The organism is Enterobacter cloacae complex sp. 2024EL-00711 (assembly GCF_047529885.1).
GTDB lineage: Bacteria > Pseudomonadota > Gammaproteobacteria > Enterobacterales > Enterobacteriaceae > Enterobacter > Enterobacter ludwigii.
This window is the reverse complement of record NZ_JBLIZC010000004.1, coordinates 398105-418908: the sequence shown is the minus strand read 5'-3', so window position 1 is coordinate 418908 and position 20804 is coordinate 398105. Positions and strand designations below refer to the sequence as shown.

The window sequence follows — 20804 nt, the reverse complement described above, 5'->3', positions numbered from 1 at the left end:
TCCCTCTCCCGTCGGGAGAGGGAGCCAGAATAAACCCCACAAAATTCACTATCCTTTGCCACTTTTTTTCTAAAAACGAATCGGAATTAACGATTCTTTTTTATTCCTTTATCAAAATTCCTGCGCCGGAAATACTGCCCTCATAACAACAAGGGGAGCAGTCACAATGGCAATTTCATCGCGAATTACACTTCTCGGCGCGCTGGCGCTGTGGGCATTTCAGGCACAGGCGGTAGACGTTACCGTCGCGTATCAAACCTCTGCGGAACCGGCAAAAGTTGCGCAGGCGGATAACACTTTCGCCAAAGAAAGCGGCGCGAAGGTGGACTGGCGTAAATTCGACAGCGGGGCGGCCGTCGTGCGCGCATTAGCGTCCGGCGATGTGCAGATTGGCAATATCGGTTCCAGTCCGCTGGCGGTGGCTGCCAGCCAGCAGGTGCCTGTTGAGGTTTTCCTGCTGGCGTCACAGCTCGGGAATTCTGAAGCCCTGGTCGTGAAGAAAAACATCACCCGGCCGGAAGATCTGATTGGCAAGCGCATCGCCGTGCCGTTTATCTCCACCACCCATTACAGCCTGCTGGCGGCGCTCAAACACTGGGGCATCAAGCCGGGCCAGGTGCAGATCATCAACCTGCAGCCACCCGCAATTATTGCCGCCTGGCAGCGTGGGGATATCGACGGCGCTTACGTCTGGGCACCTGCCGTGAATGAGCTGGAAAAAGACGGCACCGTGCTGACCGATTCCGAACAGGTGGGGCAGTGGGGGGCGCCGACGCTCGACGTGTGGGTCGTGCGTAAAGACTTCGCGGAGAAACACCCTGATGTGGTGAAGGCGTTTGCTAAAAGCGCCATTGACGCCCAACAGCCTTATCTCAGCAACCCCGATGCGTGGCTGAAAGAGACGGGCAATCTGGAAAAACTGTCGCGCCTGAGCGGCGTTCCGGAAGCGGACGTGCCGGGGCTGGTGAAAGGCAATACCTATCTCACGCCTGCACAACAGGTCCAGCAGCTCAATGGGCCGGTCAATAAAGCGATTGTCGATACCGCTACGTTTCTGAAAGAGCAGGGCAAAGTGCCTGCGGTGGCGACAGATTACAGCCAGTACGTGACCGATCGCTTTGTGAAATAAGGGGGAAGCGATGCTGAATATTACAAATCTGTCTGCTGATTACGGCGGTAAACCTGTGCTGGAGGAGATCAACCTGACGCTGGACAGCGGTGAATTGCTGGTCGTGCTGGGTCCGTCCGGGTGCGGCAAAACCACGCTGCTGAATCTGATCGCCGGGTTTGTACCGTATCAGCAGGGTTCCATCCAGCTGGAAGGGAAACGGGTCGAGGGTCCGGGTGCAGAGCGCGGCGTGGTCTTTCAGAGTGAAGGGCTGCTTCCGTGGCGCAACGTGCAGGAAAACGTCGCCTTCGGCCTGCAGCTTGCGGGGATTCACCGTGAACAACGGCTGGCGACCGCGCGTGAGATGCTAAAAAAGGTGGGGCTGGAGGGCGCTGAAAAACGTTTTATCTGGCAGCTTTCCGGTGGCCAGCGTCAACGGGTCGGGATTGCCCGCGCGCTGGCGGCAAACCCACAGCTGTTGCTGCTGGATGAGCCGTTTGGTGCGCTGGACGCCTTTACCCGTGAGCAGATGCAAACGCTGCTTTTGCGCCTGTGGCACGAAACGGGCAAGCAGGTACTGCTGATTACCCACGATATCGAAGAGGCGGTGTTTATGGCGACCGAACTGGTGTTGCTTTCGCCGGGGCCGGGTCGTGTGCTGGAGCGGTTGCCGCTCAGCTTTGCCCGTCGCTATGTGGCCGGTGAACCGGTCCGCAGTATCAAATCCGATCCGCTGTTTATTGAACAGCGCGAATATGTTTTAAGCCGCGTATTTGAACAACGGGAGGCATTCTCATGAGCATTGTCTTCAGTGAGAAAACGCGCCGCCCTCGTCTCGCGTTACGCTGGCCGTTCTCTCGCCAGATCACGCTGAGTGCGGGCACGTTGCTGGTATTGCTCGCAGTCTGGTGGGCGGTGGCAGCGCAACAGTGGGTAAGCCCGTTGTTCCTTCCGCCACCGGGACAGGTGCTGGCGAAACTCATCACTATCGCCGGGCCGCAGGGTTTTATGGATGCTACGCTCTGGCAGCATTTAGGTGCCAGTCTGGCGCGTATTCTGGTGGCGCTGCTGGCGGCGGTAGTGATTGGCATCCCGGTGGGTATCGCGATGGGGCTGAGCCCGACGGTGCGCGGCATTCTCGACCCGCTGATTGAGCTTTACCGTCCGGTCCCACCGCTGGCCTATCTGCCGCTGATGGTTATCTGGTTTGGCATCGGGGAAACCTCGAAAATTTTGCTGATTTATCTGGCGATTTTTGCCCCGGTTGCTATGTCGGCACTGGCTGGGGTGAAGAGTGCGCAGCAGGTGCGGATCCGCGCGGCGCAGTCGCTGGGTGCCAGCCGTCTTCAGGTGCTGCTGTTTGTGATTTTACCGGGCGCGCTGCCGGAGATTTTAACCGGGTTGCGCATTGGTCTCGGGGTGGGCTGGTCAACGCTGGTGGCGGCTGAGCTGATCGCCGCCACGCGCGGATTAGGGTTTATGGTGCAGTCGGCGGGAGAGTTTCTGGCGACTGACGTCGTGCTGGCAGGGATCGCGGTGATCGCCGTGATCGCCTTTGGATTAGAACTGGGGCTGCGCGCGCTACAGCGACGTCTGACGCCCTGGCATGGAGAAATACAATGAGTGAACGTCTGACCATCACCCCGCTGGGGCCATACATTGGTGCGCAGGTCTCCGGCCTGGACGTGACCCGTCCACTGAGCGATAACCAGTTCGAGCAGTTGTACCACGCGGTGCTGCGCCATCAGGTGGTGTTCCTGCGCGAACAGGCGATCACCCCGCAGCAGCAGCGTGCGCTGGCCCTGCGCTTCGGCGATCTGCATATCCACCCGGTCTATCCCCATGCGGAAGGCGTGGAGGAGATCATCGTGCTCGATACCCATAACGATAATCCGCCGGACAACGACAACTGGCACACCGACGTGACGTTTATCGAAACGCCACCTGCCGGGGCGATACTGGCGGCGAAGCTGTTGCCGGACACCGGTGGAGATACGCTGTGGGCCAGCGGTATCGCCGCCTTCGAGGCGCTGTCCGTGCCGTTCCGGACGCTGCTGAGCGGGTTGCGGGCCGAACATGACTTCAAAAAATCCTTCCAGGAGTACAAGTACCGGAAAAGCGAAGAGGAACATCTGCGCTGGCAGGATGCGGTCGCGAAACATCCGCCGCTGCTGCATCCGGTAGTGCGTACGCACCCGGTAACCGGTAAGCAGGCGTTATTTGTGAACGAAGGCTTTACGACGCGGATCGTAGACGTGACGGAAAAAGAGAGCGATGCGCTGTTAAGCTTCCTGTTTGCCCATATCACCAGGCCGGAATTTCAGGTGCGCTGGCGATGGCAGGAGAACGATCTGGCGATCTGGGACAATCGCGTGACGCAACACTATGCGAACGCGGATTATCTGCCGCAGCGTCGGATTATGCAGCGGGCGACGATTTTAGGGGATAAACCGTTTTACCGTGCGGGCTGATGCTTTCACCTGACCCTCTCCCGACGGGAGAGGGGAAAGCAGGGTTACAAATGCGCCTCAATATAGCGCTGATAGCGGTTCGCCTTCAGATAACACAAATCCACCAGCACCAGGCCATCAACGCAGTTGTTGAATGCCGGGTCGCTCCCGAAATCAATAAACTGTACGCCACCCGGTTCGCACAGCTCGGAATACTGCTTGTAGAGCGGCGGAATGCCGCAGCCCAGATTGCCGAGCAGGGATTTTAGCTTCGTCAGATCGTCGACATAATCCACGCCGCCAAACTGCGCCAGCACGTCAGGAAGCGATGCCGGGTAGGGCTGGCGTGACGCCGCGAGCGGATGGCTTGCCGGGAACCAGAGGCGGTAAAACGCCACCAGCAGATCCCGCGCAGCAGGCGGTAAGCCGCCGGATATCGAGACCGGACCAAACAGATAGCGGTAGTGGGGATAACGCGCCAGATAGGCACCAATGCCTGACCACAGATAGTCCAGACCGCGGCGCCCCCAGTAGCGCGGCTGAATAAAGCTGCGCCCGAGCTCAATGCCGTGCTCCAGCACATCCTGCATTTTGTCGTCGTAGTGGAACAGGCTGTAGCTGTACAGTCCTTCCGGCCCCCGACGCTCCACTTGTCTGGCGGTGGGCATAAAGCGATACGCACCGACAATCTCCAGGTCCTCATCGTCCCATAAGATCAGATGCAGATAATCATCATCGTAGCTGTCAGTGTCCCGGCGCTTACCGCTCCCTTCTTCCACCGCGCGAAACGCAATCTCACGCAGGCGGCCCAGTTCGCGTAGCAGTGGCGCCTCTTCCTGGCCGTTACGCTGCCAGAGATAGATGGATTTTCCATCGCCGGTTTTGCCCAGACATTCGGCCTGCGCCAGCTCGCGTTTTAGCGTAGCCCGGTCTTCCGGACGGGCAATGGCGCACTGGGTTTTAAAGACGCCAGGCACTCCCTTGCCAAGACGTATCACGTGCTGACGGCACTTTTCGGCCATCTCACGCGACGAAAGGGTGGCGCTATACCAGTCACTCCAGGCAATCTGCTGACCGATTGTAATCGGCAGCTGGCTATGGCGACGGCGGAACATCTGCTGCATCAGCAGCAGCATGGATAACGTCGGCGATACCAGCGTGCTGGCATAAAAGAGGAGGCTGTTGTGCGCCTGAATATGTACCGGCAGCAGCGGGGCGCGCAGTTTGGTGGCGAGTTTGATAAATCCCGAGTGCCATTTTTTATCGCGAATGCCTTTTCGCGTCGGCCGGGAAACTTCACCCGCCGGGAAGAAGATCAGTACGCCCGCGTTTTGCAGATGTTGTTCCATCTGTACCAGCGACGTTTTTGCCGTTCTGCCGCCCATATTATCGACCGGGATAAACAGCGAGCTTAGCGGCTCCAGGTGGGTCAGCATCCGGTTGGTCACGACTTTGACATCGCGTCGCACGCGCGAGACGGCGTACATCAGCGCCAGCCCGTCCAGAGTACCTGTCGGGTGATTGGCAATGATAACCAGAGGGCCATGTTCGGGGATTTGTTCGAGATCGCGGGCGGAAACGGTGCAGAGAATATCAAGGTGCTCCAGAACTTGCTCCACCATATCCAGTCCTTTCAGGTGGCGGTGTGCTGCGGCAAATTGCTGGAATTCTTCTTCGTAAAACAGCCTTTTTAACAGACTTTTTTGCCAGGGTGCCGGCCTCGCCTGAGGCCAAAGGTCATCGAGAACGCTATCGAGACTAAACATGATCACTCCTCCTGCCGTCTTGCGATGACAGTAGAAGGGGGAGATGTCGGTTGTATTGCAGTTTGGTGAAGTTTCGTGAGGCAGGGAGAGCAGGCCGGGTCAGGCGAAACCGCCCCCCGGCACCGTTGCGCCTTAGCGCAGAATTTTCTTCTCAGCCAGATCCAGCGCAAAGTAGCTGAAGATCAGATCCGCACCCGCGCGTTTGATCGCACCCAGGCTTTCCAGGATCACTTTCTCTTCATCGATCGCGCCCGCCATGGCGGCGAATTTGATCATCGCGTACTCGCCGCTGACCTGGTACGCGCCCAGCGGCAGCGAGGTGCGTTCGCGAATATCACGCAGGATGTCGAGATAGGCTCCCGCCGGTTTCACCATCAGGGCGTCTGCGCCCTGGGCTTCATCGAGCAGGGATTCACGGATAGCTTCCCGACGGTTGAGCGGGTTCATCTGATACGTTTTACGATCGCCTTTCAGCGCCGTACCGGCTGCTTCACGGAACGGGCCGTAGAAAGAGGAGGCAAATTTGGTGGAGTAGGACATGATGGCCGTGTCGGTAAAACCGGCAGCATCCAGCGCCTGGCGGATAGCCTGCACCTGCCCGTCCATCGCAGCCGATGGCGCGATGAAATCAGCACCCGCAGCGGCAGCAACCACCGCCTGCTTACCAAGATTCAGCAGGGTAGCATCGTTATCCACACCGTGATCGCACAGCACGCCGCAGTGGCCGTGAGAGGTGTATTCGCAGAAACAGGTGTCGGACATCACGACCATTTCCGGCACGGTCTCTTTGCAAATGCGCGACATACGGGCGACCAGACCGTCCTCTTTCCAGGCATCGCTGCCGGTGGCGTCGGTATGATGGGAGATGCCGAAGGTCATCACCGAGCGGATCCCTGCATTGGCGATACGTTCAATTTCACGCGCCAGATGTTTTTCAGGAATGCGCATCACGCCAGGCATGGCTTCGATGGCCTTGTAGTCGTCAATCTCTTCTTCGACAAAAATCGGCAACACCAGATCGTTTAAGGTCAGTGTTGTCTCTTCAAACATAGCGCGTAGTGCGGGTGACTTGCGCAGGCGACGGGGACGAGCAATTAAATCGGTCATGGTATGCCTGAGGTTTGTGGAACAAAGAGGGTTAGTGTACCTCAAAGTGAAAGAAGGTGTTTTACCAAAGTGGGCATTTTGTCGAGGGGGAAATCCCGATGCCAACGCGTCACGCGATCAATAATATATGCCTTTCCACTGGCGTTAATTGTTCACGAAATATTGGTTTTATTTCTATGATGAAGTAAATATATCATTGAAAATGATCTATTTATTTTTATTATATTTTTTATCTTTGTAAGGGGGTGTTTTAACTTACTGTTTTATAATGATTATTGATGGCGTTGTATCGCTGCTGCATTATTTTCATGTTGTTTGTCTGAATGCGGACTTAATGGAATGATTCATTGAACCTTTTCAGATTGAAAATGCATAATTCCCTCCGCAATTAAGTATTGCAAAATCGTTAGATGGACAAACTTGCTTACGTCCCTGAGGAGGGATGACCCAATGCAAACATGGAAAAAGAAACTGGTTGTATCACAACTTGCATTAGCCTGCACCCTGGCTATCGCTTCTCAGGCCAATGCGAAGGATATTTCAGGTACGACATATAATACCTTCGGATATGATAATACGGCAGCAGCACCCTGGTATTATGGTTACGCTGACTGGGATTACTCTGATGCGACGCACGATGGTGATATTTATCCGGTGATTAATAAATCCACCGTGAATGGTGTTATATCAACCTATTATTTGGATGATGGTATCAATGGTCGGGCGAATGCGCTGAGCATTTCCAACAGCACCATTAATGGCATGATCACCTCAGAATGCATGACCGCGTCATGTGCTGATGGCGTGGATACGGACGGCACAACCCATTCTCAATACGACCGTTTTAGCCTGACCGTCGATAACTCCACGATCAATGATACTTACGAGCATTATGCGTATGACGTTGTGAACGGGGAAAATACGGAAACGCACTATCTGGACACCTATGCGCTGGGCAATGCAATTACCCTGGATGTGGAATCGGATATTGTTATTCAGAATAACTCTCACATCGCCGGCATTACCCTGACTCAGGGGTATCAGGAACGGGATAATACCCCGTATGACGGTGTGGAAGGTGTGGCGAACAGCAGCAATGTCTTTACCGACACGCTGCTGGTGAAAGACTCGGTGCTGACCTCTGGCGCATACAGTGACCTGGGCACCAGCGGGTTCTATGGTCAAACCGCGAAGCCGAGCGATTACGGTGAAACCAATGCCACTGCGGCTGACGACGCGGCGCTGATTGTTGCTGCCAGTGCGTCTGACAACGCGATGCAGACCACCGCCACGTTCGATCACTCCACGATCACCGGCGATATCCTGTTCTCCAGTACCTTCGATAACAACTTCTACCCGAACGGCGATCCGGCAACCGATACGACGGCTGACGGTATATACAACCCAACCACCAACGGCTGGGATGACACCGATAAGCTGGACGTCACGCTGACCAATGGCAGCAAATGGGTCGGCGCAGCGCAGTCCAGCGTTGAGGCCATCGGCACCGCGCAGATGTATGGCCAGGGCTACAGTGACGTTGACTGGCGCACCCTCTCTCCAGATAGCATCTGGCCGGATTCCACGTTCGACAATAATGGACATGTCGCGGGTGAAGCGGTCTATCAGAGCGGTCTGTTCAACGTCACGCTGGATAACGGCTCTGAGTGGGATACCCGTAAGCTCTCTAACATCGACACGCTGACGGTGAATAATCATTCGCAGGTCAATGTTGAAAACTCGGGCCTGCTGGCTGATTCCATCACCCTGTCCAATGCTTCATCTCTGAACATCGGTGACAAGGGTGCCGTGGCAACCGACAGCCTCTATCTGGACAGCGACAGCCGTGCGGCCCTGACAGAGGAAACCGCGGAGCTGTATGCCAATACCATTACCGTGGACAACGGTGCGGAGCTGTCTCTCGGCCTCGGCCAGGTGGATACGCACAATATGGTGTTAACGGATGGCGGCGTGCTGAACGTGGCCAGCCGTGATTACGTGTTGAACAGCGATCTGAACAACGCCCGCTATATCACCAATGATATGAGCAAAGCCGATTACGACTACGGCGTTGTGGCACTCAACGCTGACGGCCATCTGGCCGTGAATGGTGACGTGGCAGGGAATTACGCCGTGCGTATCGACAACGCCACCGGCGCCGGCTCTGTTGCTGACTATAAAGGCCAGGAGATTATCCGTGTTTATGACAACAACACGGAGACCCGCGCCAGCTTCACTGCGGCAAATAAAGCCGATTTAGGGGCATATACTTATCAGGCGCAGCAGAAAGGCGACACTGTTGTTCTGCAACAGCAAGCGCTGACCGATTATGCCAACATGGCTCTGAGCATCCCGTCTGCCAACATCAACATCTGGAATCTGCAGCAGGATGCAGTTAGCGCGCGTCTGACCAATAGCCGTCATGGCCTGGTGGATAACGGCGGGGCATGGGTAAGCTACGTTGGCGGCAACTTCGACGGCGATAATGGCGTTATCAGCTACGATCAGGACGTGAGCGGTATCATGGTTGGTCTGGATACCCTGATTGACGGTAACAATGCGAAGTGGATCGTCGGTGGTGCGGCAGGTTTCGCCAAAGGCGATATCAGCGATCGCACCGGTCAGGTGGATCAGGACAGCCAGACGGCAATGATGTACGCGTCCGCGAAGTTTGCGAACGATCTGTTCATCGACAGTTCCCTGAACTACACCCGATTCAACAACGATCTCTCCGCGACCATGAGCAATGGTCAGTATGTTGACGGTAACACCACCACCGACGCCGTTGGTTTTGGGTTGAAACTGGGCTATGACTGGAAACCAAACCTCTCTGGTTATGTGACGCCATACGCGGCCGTGTCGGGTCTGTTCCAGTCCGGTGATGATTATCGCCTCAGCAACGACATGCGCATGGATAGTCAATCCTATGACAGCCTGCGTTACGAAGCGGGTGTGGATGCCGGTTACACCTTTAACTACGGCGGTGACCAGGCACTTACGCCTTACTTCAAACTCGCTTATGTCTATGACGACGCTGGTAACGATGCAGATGTTAACGGTGACAGCATTGATAATGGCGTGAAAGGCTCCGCAGTGCGGGTTGGTCTGGGTACCCAGTTTAGCTTTACGAAGAACTTCAGTGCTTACACTGATGCCACTTATCTGGGCGGCGGTGACGTTGACCAGAACTGGGGCGCAAATCTGGGTGTGAAATATACCTGGTAATAAATAAAAGCGGGGGATAAGCCCCCGCTTTTTTATAGATGACAATAAAAAATAATAGTGAACCGACAAATACGGATGTCTTGAGGTCTGCATGAACGTTAATGCGAAACCACTTTCTGAATTAAGCCGGCTCGAAGCATGTTTGATAGCAGCCAGTACCCCGTTTAAATCTGCTCCACAGCAATTAATTACCTCGGGCAAGGGGAGTGAGCCTTGTACCTACGTATTCCAGACCGGCGTTATTGAAGTTTATCGTCATTCAGACGATCTGCTGGTTGGCATTGCGTCAGCCCCTTTTATTTTTGGCCTGTCTGCCGTAGTGATTAACCACAGTCAGGAATACAGAGTCACTGCCAAAACGGCCTGTACCGGTTTTTATTTGCCCGCGGCGACCACCCGTCAACTCATTCAACAGCATTCGCTCTGGAAAGACGCGTTTTGCTGGTTATCCTGGATAAATTACATTCTGGGCAAACGCGACAGGCAACTGGTGGGAAATAACTCCTATCACCAGATCCGCGCAATGCTGCTGAATATGGCCGAGTGGGATGAAACGCTGCGTTCAAAAATTGGTGTGATGAATCATATACAGCAAAGCACGCGTATTTCACGCTCTGTCGTTGCCGAAGTGCTCGCTGCTTTGCGACAAGGCAACTACATCAATATGAGCCGGGGCAAACTGGTCAGCATCAACCGTTTGCCCACGGAATATTAAGGCTGGATGGAGGCGGTGAGCACCTGGGCTTTATTGGCGCTCAGCTCAGCCACCAGGTTATTGATGCCATCGCTCATATTGACGAAACGCGTATTTGGAGAGCGGGTGACGACCACAAACGCGCCCACGTTGGACTGCGGGATCATCGCCATATAGGTGATGAATCCACCGCCGCCACCGGTTTTCTGAATAATGCCCGGTCGGCCATTTTTGGGTGCCATATAGACCCAGCCCATGCCCAGCGCGTCGGCTTTACCCGGTACGTCCATGCCGATCACGCGGTGCAACTGGCTACGCTGGTAAATCAGGGTCTGCATGCGATCGGCCTGGTGACTGCGCGCATAGAAATCTGATGAGAGGAACTGCTGCATCCAGCGCATCATGTCGCCTGGCGTTGAATAGACCCCGCCACTGCCGATGGCTGCCAGGGTGTTATTACACGGGCTTGCGCCTTTCTCTGCCACCATCAGGCGTCGGCACTGATCCGGAGAAGGGGTAAAGGTGGTGTCCTTCATGCCGAGCGGGCGCGTTATCTGCTCTTCAAAGAGCTGCGGGTAAGGTTTGCCTGCTGCCGTCGAGAGCGCATCTGCCAGCAGGTCAAACGCCAGGTTTGAGTAAGATGCCTGTGAACCCGGGGCCGATTTCAGCGTGGCGGTGCTCAGGTAGTTCCAGCGCTGTTCGCGCGTTGGCCAGACAAAAACGTCACGGTGCGCCGCGCCGCCGGGTTGTTCGCGAGGCAGCGCGCTGGTATGGGTGGCAAGGTTTACCAGCGTGATGGGCGTGCCCTGATAGGTTGGAACGCGTGCGCCTGGCGGCGCATATTTGCTGAGCGGATCGTCGAGCTTGACCACGCCCTGATCGAGTAATTTCACCAGCATTTCGCTGGTCATCAGCTTGGTTAAGGACGCAATGCGGATCACGGAATCCAGCTGCGGGTGAACGTTATTTCCCGGTCGCGTTTCGCCAAAGCTGCGAAATACGCGCTGGTTGCCGTCGATGACCACCATCGCCATCCCGGTCGCGCCACTGCCGTAATAGATAAGGTTCGCGTAGCGATCGGCAATATCTGAAGCCAAAACGGGGGCCGTCAGCGGCTGAGCTGCCTGGGCGGTGGAGAAGCTCACCGCACACAGCGCGGCAAAAGAGAGCAGACAACGTTTCAACGAAAAGCATCCATGAATTGAATGAGAAAAGTAATGGGTATTTATACTACTAAAGCGCACGGTGCAATGCCCCGAATTGCATAACGATAGCGAGAAAAACGTAACCATGGGTAAATAAGCATAATTTCCTGGCGACCAGTCTCCCATTTTGTGACATCGGCCGTATGATAGAGGCCAGTGTCACTCAATCTTGCGGAGAACGATATGTCAGTGAAGCGTGTGGTTATGGTTGTCGATATGCAGCAAGGGGTGTTTGCAACGCCGCGTTACCAGCGCGAAAAATGTGTTTCGCTTATCAATCAGCTCACGCAGGCTGCCGAACGGGTGATTTTTATTCAGCATACCGGTGAAGGCGGTCTGGAAGAGGGGAGCGAAGGGTTTGCGCTGCTGCCTGAACTCCATCAGCCCGCTGACGCGCTTTACGTCACCAAGACTGCCTGCGATGCATTTTATAACACCGCACTTGAAGCGGTGTTACGCGAGCAAGGTATTCGCGAGTTTGTCATCTGCGGCTGTGCCACCGATTACTGTGTCGACGCGACCATCAAGAACGGGGTCAGCCGTGGCTATCACATTACCGTGGCGGAAGATGCCCATACCACGGCTAATCGTCCGGCAGCCGACGCGCCCATTCTGATTAACCATTACAACGACGTCTGGCGTGACTTTATTGCGCCGGCCAATCCTCTCGCGGTGAAACGCACCGAAACAATTCTCGAAAACTGGAAAGCGAACTAATAATTAACCCTCGGGTCTGACCTTTTTGCCTGCGCCGTCTGGCTCAGGCGAGATTTTCGTGTGGTGATGTGTTGAGCACAGCAACAGCCATAACAACAAGAAGGAAGCATTATGTTTAAGTCTTTTTTCCCAAAGCCGGGGCCTTTTTTCCTGTCGGCATTTATTTGGGCACTGATCGCTGTCATTTTCTGGCAGGCTGGCGGCGGGGCGTGGCTGGCCCGCATTACGGGCGCAACGGGTGACGTCCCGATCAGCGCCGCTCGCTTCTGGTCGCTTAGCTATCTGCTGTTTTACGCCTACTACATGGTATGCGTTGGCCTGTTCGCCCTGTTCTGGTTTGTCTATGCGCCGCACCGCTGGCAATACTGGTCGATTCTGGGAACCTCGCTGATTATCTTTGTGACCTGGTTCCTGGTGGAAGTGGGGGTGGCAGTAAACGCCTGGTATGCCCCGTTCTACGACCTTATCCAGACCGCGCTGAGTTCGCCGCATAAGGTAACCATTAACCAGTTTTACCATGAGGTGGGCATTTTCCTCGGTATCGCGTTGATTGCGGTGGTGATCGGGGTGATGAACAACTTCTTCGTCAGCCACTACGTTTTCCGCTGGCGTACCGCGATGAACGAACATTACATGGCGCACTGGCAACACCTGCGTCATATCGAAGGTGCAGCACAGCGTGTGCAGGAAGACACCATGCGTTTTGCCTCCACCCTTGAAGACATGGGCGTCAGCTTTATCAACGCCATCATGACGCTGATTGCCTTCCTGCCGGTGCTGGTGACGCTCTCGGCTCACGTGCCGGATCTGCCTCTTGTCGGTCATCTGCCGTATGGGCTGGTGATTGCGGCGATTGTCTGGTCTCTGATGGGGACGGGGCTGCTGGCGGTGGTCGGGATTAAGCTGCCGGGGCTGGAGTTTAAAAATCAACGCGTGGAAGCGGCTTATCGTAAAGAGCTGGTCTACGGTGAAGATGATGCTAACCGCGCCTCGCCACCAACCGTACGCGAGCTGTTTGGTGCCGTGCGTCGCAACTACTTCCGTCTCTACTTCCACTATATGTATTTCAATATTGCGCGCATTTTGTATCTGCAGGTCGATAACGTTTTCGGTTTGTTCCTGCTGTTCCCGTCCATCGTTGCGGGTACGATTACGCTCGGTCTGATGACCCAGATAACTAACGTTTTTGGTCAGGTGCGTGGCTCATTCCAGTATCTGATCAGCTCCTGGACCACGCTGGTGGAACTGATGTCCATCTATAAACGTTTACGCAGTTTTGAGCGTGAGCTGGACGGCCAGGAACTGCAGGAAGTCACCAATACATTTAGCTAATACAGGGAGTTGCTATGACCTTTGCCGTACCGCGTGCGTTACCGTTGTCCTTACTGGCCGCTCTGGTGCTGGTGGGGTGTGCCGAAAAAGGGGCCGCTCCGCTTAAAGAAGGGGAGAAGCCTGTTGATGTGGCAAGCGTTGTGCGGCAAAAAATGCCCGCCAGCGTGAAAGATCGCAATGCATGGGCGGATGCGCTGGCAAAAACCTTTGAAAGCCAGAAGATTGCTCCTACCGAGGAGAACATCTGCTCGGTACTGGCGGTGGCGCAGCAGGAATCAATGTACCAGTCAGACCCGGTCGTGCCGGGTCTGAACAAAATAGCCTGGAAAGAGATCGACCGCCGTGCGGAATCGATGCATATCCCGGTATTTCTCGTGCATACCGCGTTTAAAATCACCTCGCCAAATGGAAAAAGCTACAGCGAACGGCTGGACACGGTAAAAACCGAGAAACAGCTCAGCGCCATCTTTGATGATTTCATCAGCATGGTGCCGATGGGGCAGACACTGTTTGGCTCACTTAACCCGGTACACACCGGCGGGCCGATGCAGGTCAGCATTGCCTTTGCGGAAAAGCATACCGACGGCTACCCGTGGAAAATCGACGGTACGGTGCGTCAGGAGGTCTTCTCCCTGCGTGGCGGCTTGTGGTTCGGCACTTATCATCTGCTGAACTATCCGGCGAATTACAGTGAGCCGCTGTACCGCTTTGCGGACTTTAACGCAGGCTGGTATGCCAGCCGTAACGCGGCGTTTCAGAATGCGGTCAGCCGCGCGAGCGGCGTGAAGCTGGCACTGGATGGCGATCTTATTGCCTATGGCAGCAGCGAGGCTGGCACCACGGAGCGGGCGGTGCGGAAATTATCGAACAGGCTTGGCATGAGTAACAGCGACATTCGCCATCAGCTTGAGAAAGGCGATAGTCTGGCGTTTGAGAAAACCGATCTCTACAAGAAAGTCTTTACGCTTGCAGAACAGAAAAGTGGGAAAACGTTACCGAGGGCAATCCTGCCGGGTATTCAGCTGGAAAGCCCGAAGATCACGCGTAACCTGACAACCGCCTGGTTCGCAAAACGCGTGGATGACCGCCGGGCTCGCTGTATGGGGCTTTAAAAGCGACGGCGAAAACGCAGTACTAATGCCACAACGCCTAAAATCATACACCCTGCGAGGAAAGGAATCAGGCCAAACAGGGTGCTTACGCCAAAGCCAATTTCCACTCGCGGGCGTCCGTTATCCTGCACCTGCATCAGGTGTTCATAGACTCCTGGTGCATGAACCAGCATATTGAGTAGCTGCGAACCCGCCCAGAAACAGAACAAGACAAACAGGGCATAAGCGATATTACCCGCCGTGGAGGTTTTTGGTTGTTTACCGCCAAAAATCGGTTTCGACAATGTAAAGTCAGCCATCACGACCTCCCGATAAATCACTCTGTTTTATATGCGTCTTACAGGGTGAGTTTGACAGGTCATAGCATTTGTCAATATCAGAATCGTGTTAATTTACCCTAAGGAATTCTCCTGGATTGTCGAATTCTGCAGCGCATCACAATTTCTTAACTTAATTGAAACAACAGCGTGTTTCAGAATTTCCGCATCAGCCACAGACCTCGTCATAAATCTGTGAGAGGATATCTTTTTTTCCTGCCGGAGTTGTCATGAAGCTCACTTCCAAACTACGCCGTGACTGGCATTACTACGCCTTTGCTATTGGGCTGATCTTTATTCTTAACGGTGTCGTGGGGCTGTTGGGATTTGAAGCAAAAGGGTGGCAAACGTATGCCGTGGGTCTGGTGACCTGGGTTATCAGCTTCTGGCTGGCGGGGATGATTATCCGCCGTCGTCCTGAAGAGACGACAGCGGATGAGACGGAAACGGCGAAGAGTCCCGATTAACCGTTTACGGAGCTTTTCAGGGCGCTGTCCGCAGCATGACGCTCCAGCGCCAGTTCAATCAGGCGGGTGATAAGTGCTGAGTAGCTAAGCCCGCTGGCCTGCCACAGTTTTGGATACATGCTGATGTTGGTGAAGCCTGGCAGGGTGTTGATTTCATTAATCACCACCTCGTTTTCAGGCGTCAGGAACACATCCACGCGCGCCATGCCGCTGCAGCCGAGCGTCTGATAAGCGTTAATCGCGATCGCGCGGATCTTATCGTTGATTGCCGGATCGATATTCGCAGGCACAACAACCTGGGCGCCTTTATCATCAATGTATTTGGTGTCGTAAGAGTAGAAATCACTGTTTAACACCACTTCACCGCAGGTGCTTGCCTGTGGGAAATCGTTGCCCAGCACGGCGCACTCAATTTCGCGGCCTTTGATGCCCTGCTCAACCACCACTTTATGGTCAAACTCAAACGCCAGGCTGACCGCTTGCGTGAACTGCGCTTCGCTTGTCACCTTGCTGACCCCGACGGAAGACCCCTGGTTTGCGGGTTTCACAAACAGCGGCAGGCCCAGCTGACCGGAAATCTGAGCGAAGCTGTGTTGGTCACGGTTGGCGCGGGTGAGGGTGACAAACGGCGCAATATTCAGCCCCGCATCACGCAGCAGGCGCTTGGTGACGTCTTTATCCATGCAGGCAGCGGAACCCAGCACATCAGAACCGACAAACGGCAGGTTGGCCATGCGCAGCATCCCCTGCAGCGAACCATCTTCGCCAAGGGTGCCATGAACGATAGGGAAGACCACGTCAATCTGGGCAAGAGACTGCGCATTACCGGCGTCGATGAGTTGCCCTTGCACCACGCCGGGTACGGTCGCGACGCTGATTGCAGAAGGATTGAGGGCGATATGCGCCGGATCGTCAGCATTTAACAGATACTGGCTGGCATCGTTGACATGCCACTGCCCCTGTTTATCTATGCCCAGCAGCACCACGTCGAAACGGCTTTTATCGATTGCATCGACGATATTTTTGGCCGATTGCAATGAAACCTCGTGCTCCGCTGATTTTCCCCCAAAGACAATACCTACGCGCTGCTTTGCCATCTCACTCTCTTCCAGTCTGACGAAAAACCAATAACATACCACGATGCCCAGCGGGTTTCGCGGCCTTCTGCCATAATGTTTTGGGGAATGTTAAGGGGGGAGCGTGAAAGGAAAAACTCTGCTGACCGTTTTCATTATTGCGGCTGTCGCAACGGTGGGGTATCGCTGGTTGCCGTCTTACTACAACCCTTTCACGCCGCTACATCTCGACGACCCGCCAGGCCGCATTACCCAGTATAAGCTTCGGAACTTAACGCCCCAGGCGTGCACGAGCCTGTTATCACAGGCCAATCAACGCGCGCTTATCCGCACACAACCGGTCGCAGACAGCGGTGGGGAGTGTCCACTCCGTAACGTCGTCCGGGTACGTAACTTCGGTCCGGTCAGCCTGAACAGCAGTTTCCTTGCGAGCTGCCCGCTGGCGCTCAGTTCTGCCTTGTTTATCAGCCAGCAGGCCCGGCCACTCACCAGAAGCTATACGGGAAGTGAGCTGACGCGTATTGAGCATCTCGGCAGCTTTGCCTGCCGCAACATTTACCATCGCCCCGACGCGCGACGCAGTGAACATGCCACGGCAGAGGCACTGGATATCACGGCGTTTGGGCTGGCGAACGGTGAGAAGGTCACGGTACAAAACGGCTGGAAGGCGACCAAAACGCAGCCATGGCTGAAAGGCATGCTGGCGGCGAGCTGCAGCTATTACGGCAACAGCCTGGGGCCAGAGTATAACGCTGCCCATGCCAGCCACTTTCACCTGGGGATGCGCGGTTTTGGTCTCTGCCGCTGAAGCATAATATTCCGTCAGAAAATGGATGATTTGTGACTTATTTCACAAATATGATGACTGGGAAGATAAAACACCAAAGTCGGCAAGGGCGCATCTCTGGTGCGACGTCATAACGCGTAACTTGCTAATCTGTCGGCGAATTCGCCTAAAAATGAAGACTATTTCTTTTATGGAATCCTGGAAAGTAAATCTCATCTCGGTCTGGTTCGGGTGCTTCTTTACCGGGCTGGCCATCAGCCAGATATTGCCCTTCCTGCCACTGTACGTGTCGCAGCTGGGCGTTACCTCCCATGAAGCGCTCTCCATGTGGTCAGGTCTGACGTTCAGCGTCACGTTTCTGGTCTCTGCCATTGTCTCGCCGATGTGGGGCAGTCTGGCCGACCGCAAAGGGCGCAAGCTGATGCTGCTGCGCGCATCGCTGGGGATGGCGATAGCCATTCTGCTGCAGGCCTTTGCCACTAACGTATGGCAGCTCTTTTTCCTGCGAGCGGTGATGGGGCTGACGTCCGGGTATATTCCGAATGCCATGGCGCTGGTGGCCTCGCAGGTGCCCCGTGAACGCAGCGGCTGGGCGCTGAGTACGCTCTCTACTGCTCAGATAAGCGGGGTCATTGGCGGCCCGCTGCTAGGGGGCTTCCTCGCCGATCATGTGGGGCTGCGCGCGGTGTTTATCATTACGGCCATCCTGCTGGTGGTCAGTTTTCTGGTCACGCTCTTCCTCATTAAAGAGGGAGGACGCCCCGTCATCAGCAAAGCTGAACGCCTGAGCGGCAAGGCCGTTTTCGCCTCGCTGCCCTATCCGGGCCTGATGATCAGCCTGTTTGTGACCACCATGGTGATCCAGCTTTGCAACGGTTCGGTCGGCCCGATTCTGGCGCTGTTTATTAAGTCGATGGAGCCAGACAGCAATAATATTGCTTTCCTCAGCGGGATGATTGCCGCCGTCCCGGGCGTATCAGCCCTCATTTCGGCGCCACGCCTTGGAAAACTGGGCGACAGGATCGGCACGGCGCGTATCCTGATGGCCACGCTGATTTTTGCGGTGGTGCTCTTTTTCGCAATGTCGTTTGTCACTTCTCCGTTTCAGCTTGGCGTGCTGCGGTTTCTGCTGGGCTTTGCCGATGGTGCGATGTTACCCGCGGTGCAAACATTGCTGGTGAAATATTCCAGTGACCAGGTAACGGGCCGTATTTTTGGCTATAACCAGTCGTTTATGTATTTAGGTAACGTTGCCGGTCCGCTTATGGGAGCCGCTGTTTCGGCAATGGCCGGTTTCCGTTGGGTATTTGCTGCTACCGCCATTGTGGTGCTGATAAATATTATTCAACTGGCTATTGCACTGCGTCGTCGCAGACAAATGGCGGAGGCGAAGTCGGCGCGATAACCGTTTCGTGGATGTATTATATATTCTTATGGTCGCCGCATTTTTATATAACTAAATGCGGCGTTTTTTATAGAAAAACGTTTCGCTGAAAGCCGCGAGGAATCTATTTTTCCTGCCGCATCACTTTTGCATAACATAATAAATTTCTTCTCTTTGCATAATGGATTCAGAATGCTAAGTTCAGACAAAACGGATAAGGAAATAGCACCATGAAAAATCTCATTGCTGAGTTGTTGGTCAAGCTTGCACAAAAGGAAGAAGAGTCAAAAGAGTTGGTCGCCCAGGTTGAAGCGCTGGAAATTGTGGTCACCGCGCTGCTGCGACAAATGGCGAAAAACGAACAACAGACGTTGATTGAGAACGTTGAAGGCGCGCTGGAAAGCGTCAGACCCGATTCCCAGGTGCCGGTTGAGGATGCTGAAATGCTCCGCCAGTACGTAAAAAAGCTGTTAAGGCATCCTCGCAACTAAACCATCACGGAACCTGACGGCGTGTCATAGAATTGTCATGCAGGATGCCTATAGTCGCTCTGTTTTATTTTTTATGTATTTGTACATGGAGAAAATAAATTGAAACAGAGCGCACTTTTCATCGCATTACTTCCCCTGTTAATGTCACCCGCTATTTATGCCGACAATCACAATACCAGCGTGCTGGATAATCGTGCGGCCAAAGGGGATATCACCCAGCCTGGCGGCGCGCGCCGGTTGACTGAAGATCAAACCGCCGCCATTCGCGCTTCGCTGAATGAGAAACCCGCTAAAAACATTATTCTGCTGATTGGCGACGGGATGGGCGATTCCGAAATAACGGCAGCACGAAATTATGCCGAAGGCGCGGGCGGCTTTTTTAAAGGTATCGACGCACTGCCTCTCACCGGACAATATACCCATTACGCGCTGGATAAAAAAACCGGTAAACCCGATTACGTGACGGATTCTGCTGCCTCTGCCACGGCGTGGTCCACGGGTGTGAAAACCTATAATGGTGCGCTGGGTGTAGATATTCACGAAAAAGATCACCAGACCATTCTGGAGATGGCTAAAGCGGCGGGACTGGCTACCGGCAACGTCTCTACGGCTGAACTTCAGGATGCAACGCCAGCGGCGCTGGTGGCGCATGTCACCTCGCGTAAATGCTACGGCCCGTCGGTGACCAGCGAAAAATGCCCGACTAACGCGCTGGAAAAGGGCGGCAAAGGCTCGATTACGGAACAACTGTTGAACGCACGTCCTGACGTGACGCTGGGCGGCGGGGCGAAAACCTTCGCGGAAACCGCAACGGCGGGCGAATGGCAGGGCAAAACGCTGCGTGAGCAGGCGCAGGCTCGCGGCTATCAGCTGGTGAGCGATGCATCTTCTCTGGCGGCGATTACCGAAGCAAGCCAGGATAAACCGCTGCTGGGTCTTTTCTCTGATGGCAATATGCCGGTGCGCTGGGAAGGGCCAAAAGCGTCCTATCACGGCAACATTGATAAGCCTGCCGTAACCTGTACGCCAAATCCAAAACGTACCGACAGCATCCCGACGCTGGCGGCGATGACCGATAAAGCGATCTCACTGCTGAGCAAGAGTGAAAAGGGCTTCTTCCTGCAGGTGGAAGGCGCGTCTATCGATAAACAGGATCATGCGGCTAACCCGTGCGGTCAGATTGGTGAGACGGTCGATCTGGACGAAGCAGTGCAGAAGGCACTTGAGTTCGCGAAGAAAGACGGCAACACCCTGGTGGTCGTTACCGCAGACCATGCGCACGCCAGCCAGATCATCCCAGCGGATACCAAAGCACCGGGCCTGACGCAGGCGCTGAACACCAAAGATGGCGCGGTGATGGTGTTGAGCTATGGCAACTCTGAAGAAGAGTCCATGGAGCATACCGGAACCCAGCTGCGCATCGCAGCATACGGTCCGCATGCGGCAAACGTGGTAGGGCTGACCGATCAAACGGATCTGTTCTACACCATGAAAGCGGCTTTGGGGCTGAAATAATAAAAGCCCGGCGGAAATCACATCTGCCGGGTGGTTTTTTTCCTGTCACGA

General features: G+C 54.8%; 19 protein-coding genes. 14 read left to right on the top strand and 5 right to left on the bottom strand.

Features of this window, described 5'->3' with window-relative positions; translation table 11 throughout:
* Positions 1-166: 166 nt before the first annotated feature.
* From tauA to tauD, 4 genes are read left to right on the top strand one after another with little or no spacing between them, the layout of a single operon-like run.
* A complete protein-coding gene (gene tauA, locus ACMVME_RS14365) occupies positions 167-1129 on the top strand; it encodes a taurine ABC transporter substrate-binding protein (protein WP_014168800.1) in 963 nt (320 codons plus the stop codon).
* Positions 1130-1139: 10 nt separating this feature from the next.
* Positions 1140-1907 carry a taurine ABC transporter ATP-binding subunit gene (gene tauB / locus ACMVME_RS14360; RefSeq protein WP_047355624.1) on the top strand — a complete coding sequence of 256 codons (768 nt, stop codon included), beginning with the start codon at positions 1140-1142 and terminating at the stop codon, positions 1905-1907.
* Entirely contained in the window at positions 1904-2731 is an 828-nt protein-coding gene (gene tauC / locus ACMVME_RS14355) for a taurine ABC transporter permease TauC (RefSeq protein ID WP_014168802.1), read from the top strand. The genes tauB and tauC overlap by 4 nt, the downstream gene beginning before the upstream one ends.
* Positions 2728-3579 carry a taurine dioxygenase gene (gene tauD, locus ACMVME_RS14350; protein ID WP_014168804.1) on the top strand — a complete coding sequence of 284 codons (852 nt, stop codon included), beginning with the start codon at positions 2728-2730 and terminating at the stop codon, positions 3577-3579. Before tauC ends, tauD begins: the two co-directional genes overlap by 4 nt.
* Before the next feature lie 44 nt (positions 3580-3623).
* On the opposite strand, the gene ACMVME_RS14345 is transcribed toward tauD, so the two are convergent.
* Together ACMVME_RS14345 and hemB are read right to left on the bottom strand one after the other, a co-directional pair.
* Positions 3624-5324 (bottom strand): lysophospholipid acyltransferase family protein, encoded by a 1701-nt coding sequence (locus ACMVME_RS14345; RefSeq protein ID WP_020885252.1) that lies wholly within the window; start codon positions 5322-5324, stop codon positions 3624-3626.
* Between the two features lie 132 nt (positions 5325-5456).
* Entirely contained in the window at positions 5457-6431 is a 975-nt protein-coding gene (gene hemB, locus ACMVME_RS14340; RefSeq protein ID WP_020885251.1) for a porphobilinogen synthase, read from the bottom strand.
* Positions 6432-6881: 450 nt separating this feature from the next.
* Here hemB and ACMVME_RS14335 point away from each other — a divergent pair, with 450 nt between their 5' ends.
* Positions 6882-9656, top strand: coding sequence for an autotransporter outer membrane beta-barrel domain-containing protein (locus ACMVME_RS14335; RefSeq protein WP_068795170.1), 2775 nt, complete (start codon positions 6882-6884; stop codon positions 9654-9656).
* Positions 9657-9747: 91 nt separating this feature from the next.
* Positions 9748-10371: a helix-turn-helix domain-containing protein gene (locus tag ACMVME_RS14330; protein ID WP_014168808.1), complete on the top strand. Its 624-nt coding sequence runs from the start codon at positions 9748-9750 to the stop codon at positions 10369-10371.
* Here the strand turns inward: ACMVME_RS14330 and ampH are convergent.
* Complete coding sequence (gene ampH, locus ACMVME_RS14325; protein WP_020885249.1) at positions 10368-11534, bottom strand: D-alanyl-D-alanine-carboxypeptidase/endopeptidase AmpH; 1167 nt, start codon at positions 11532-11534, stop codon at positions 10368-10370. The genes ACMVME_RS14330 and ampH overlap by 4 nt on opposite strands.
* 204 nt (positions 11535-11738) lie before the next feature.
* Between ampH and ACMVME_RS14320 the strand changes: the two genes are divergently transcribed.
* From ACMVME_RS14320 to ACMVME_RS14310, 3 genes are all read left to right on the top strand, one after another.
* On the top strand, positions 11739-12272 hold the full coding sequence (locus tag ACMVME_RS14320; protein ID WP_025205011.1) for an isochorismatase family protein: 534 nt from the start codon (positions 11739-11741) through the stop codon (positions 12270-12272).
* 111 nt (positions 12273-12383) lie between these two features.
* Positions 12384-13604, top strand: coding sequence for a peptide antibiotic transporter SbmA (gene sbmA, locus ACMVME_RS14315; protein ID WP_014168811.1), 1221 nt, complete (start codon positions 12384-12386; stop codon positions 13602-13604).
* A 14-nt stretch (positions 13605-13618) separates the two neighbouring features.
* The gene (locus ACMVME_RS14310; protein WP_068795169.1) at positions 13619-14716 is read left to right on the top strand and encodes a DUF1615 domain-containing protein; all 1098 of its coding nucleotides are present in this window, start codon (positions 13619-13621) and stop codon (positions 14714-14716) included.
* Here the strand turns inward: ACMVME_RS14310 and ACMVME_RS14305 are convergent.
* Complete coding sequence (locus tag ACMVME_RS14305; protein WP_020885246.1) at positions 14713-15015, bottom strand: DUF2755 family protein; 303 nt, start codon at positions 15013-15015, stop codon at positions 14713-14715. The two genes, ACMVME_RS14310 and ACMVME_RS14305, sit on opposite strands and share 4 nt — an antisense overlap.
* Before the next feature lie 248 nt (positions 15016-15263).
* Here ACMVME_RS14305 and ACMVME_RS14300 point away from each other — a divergent pair, with 248 nt between their 5' ends.
* Positions 15264-15500: a DUF2754 family protein gene (locus ACMVME_RS14300; protein WP_020885245.1), complete on the top strand. Its 237-nt coding sequence runs from the start codon at positions 15264-15266 to the stop codon at positions 15498-15500.
* On the opposite strand, the gene ddlA is transcribed toward ACMVME_RS14300, so the two are convergent.
* On the bottom strand, positions 15497-16597 hold the full coding sequence (gene ddlA / locus ACMVME_RS14295; protein WP_020885244.1) for a D-alanine--D-alanine ligase: 1101 nt from the start codon (positions 16595-16597) through the stop codon (positions 15497-15499). The two genes, ACMVME_RS14300 and ddlA, sit on opposite strands and share 4 nt — an antisense overlap.
* Positions 16598-16700: 103 nt before the next feature.
* On the opposite strand from ddlA, the gene ACMVME_RS14290 reads away from it, so the two are divergent.
* From ACMVME_RS14290 to phoA, 4 genes are all read left to right on the top strand, one after another.
* Positions 16701-17384, top strand: a complete 684-nt coding sequence (locus tag ACMVME_RS14290) for an extensin family protein (protein WP_032681579.1) — start codon at positions 16701-16703, stop codon at positions 17382-17384.
* A gap of 169 nt (positions 17385-17553) precedes the next feature.
* The gene (locus ACMVME_RS14285; RefSeq protein ID WP_020885242.1) at positions 17554-18768 is read left to right on the top strand and encodes a multidrug efflux MFS transporter; all 1215 of its coding nucleotides are present in this window, start codon (positions 17554-17556) and stop codon (positions 18766-18768) included.
* A 209-nt stretch (positions 18769-18977) separates the two neighbouring features.
* Positions 18978-19238: an anti-adapter protein IraP gene (iraP, locus tag ACMVME_RS14280; protein WP_014168818.1), complete on the top strand. Its 261-nt coding sequence runs from the start codon at positions 18978-18980 to the stop codon at positions 19236-19238.
* A 99-nt stretch (positions 19239-19337) separates the two neighbouring features.
* Complete coding sequence (gene phoA / locus ACMVME_RS14275; protein ID WP_020885241.1) at positions 19338-20753, top strand: alkaline phosphatase; 1416 nt, start codon at positions 19338-19340, stop codon at positions 20751-20753.
* Positions 20754-20804: the final 51 nt, after the last annotated feature.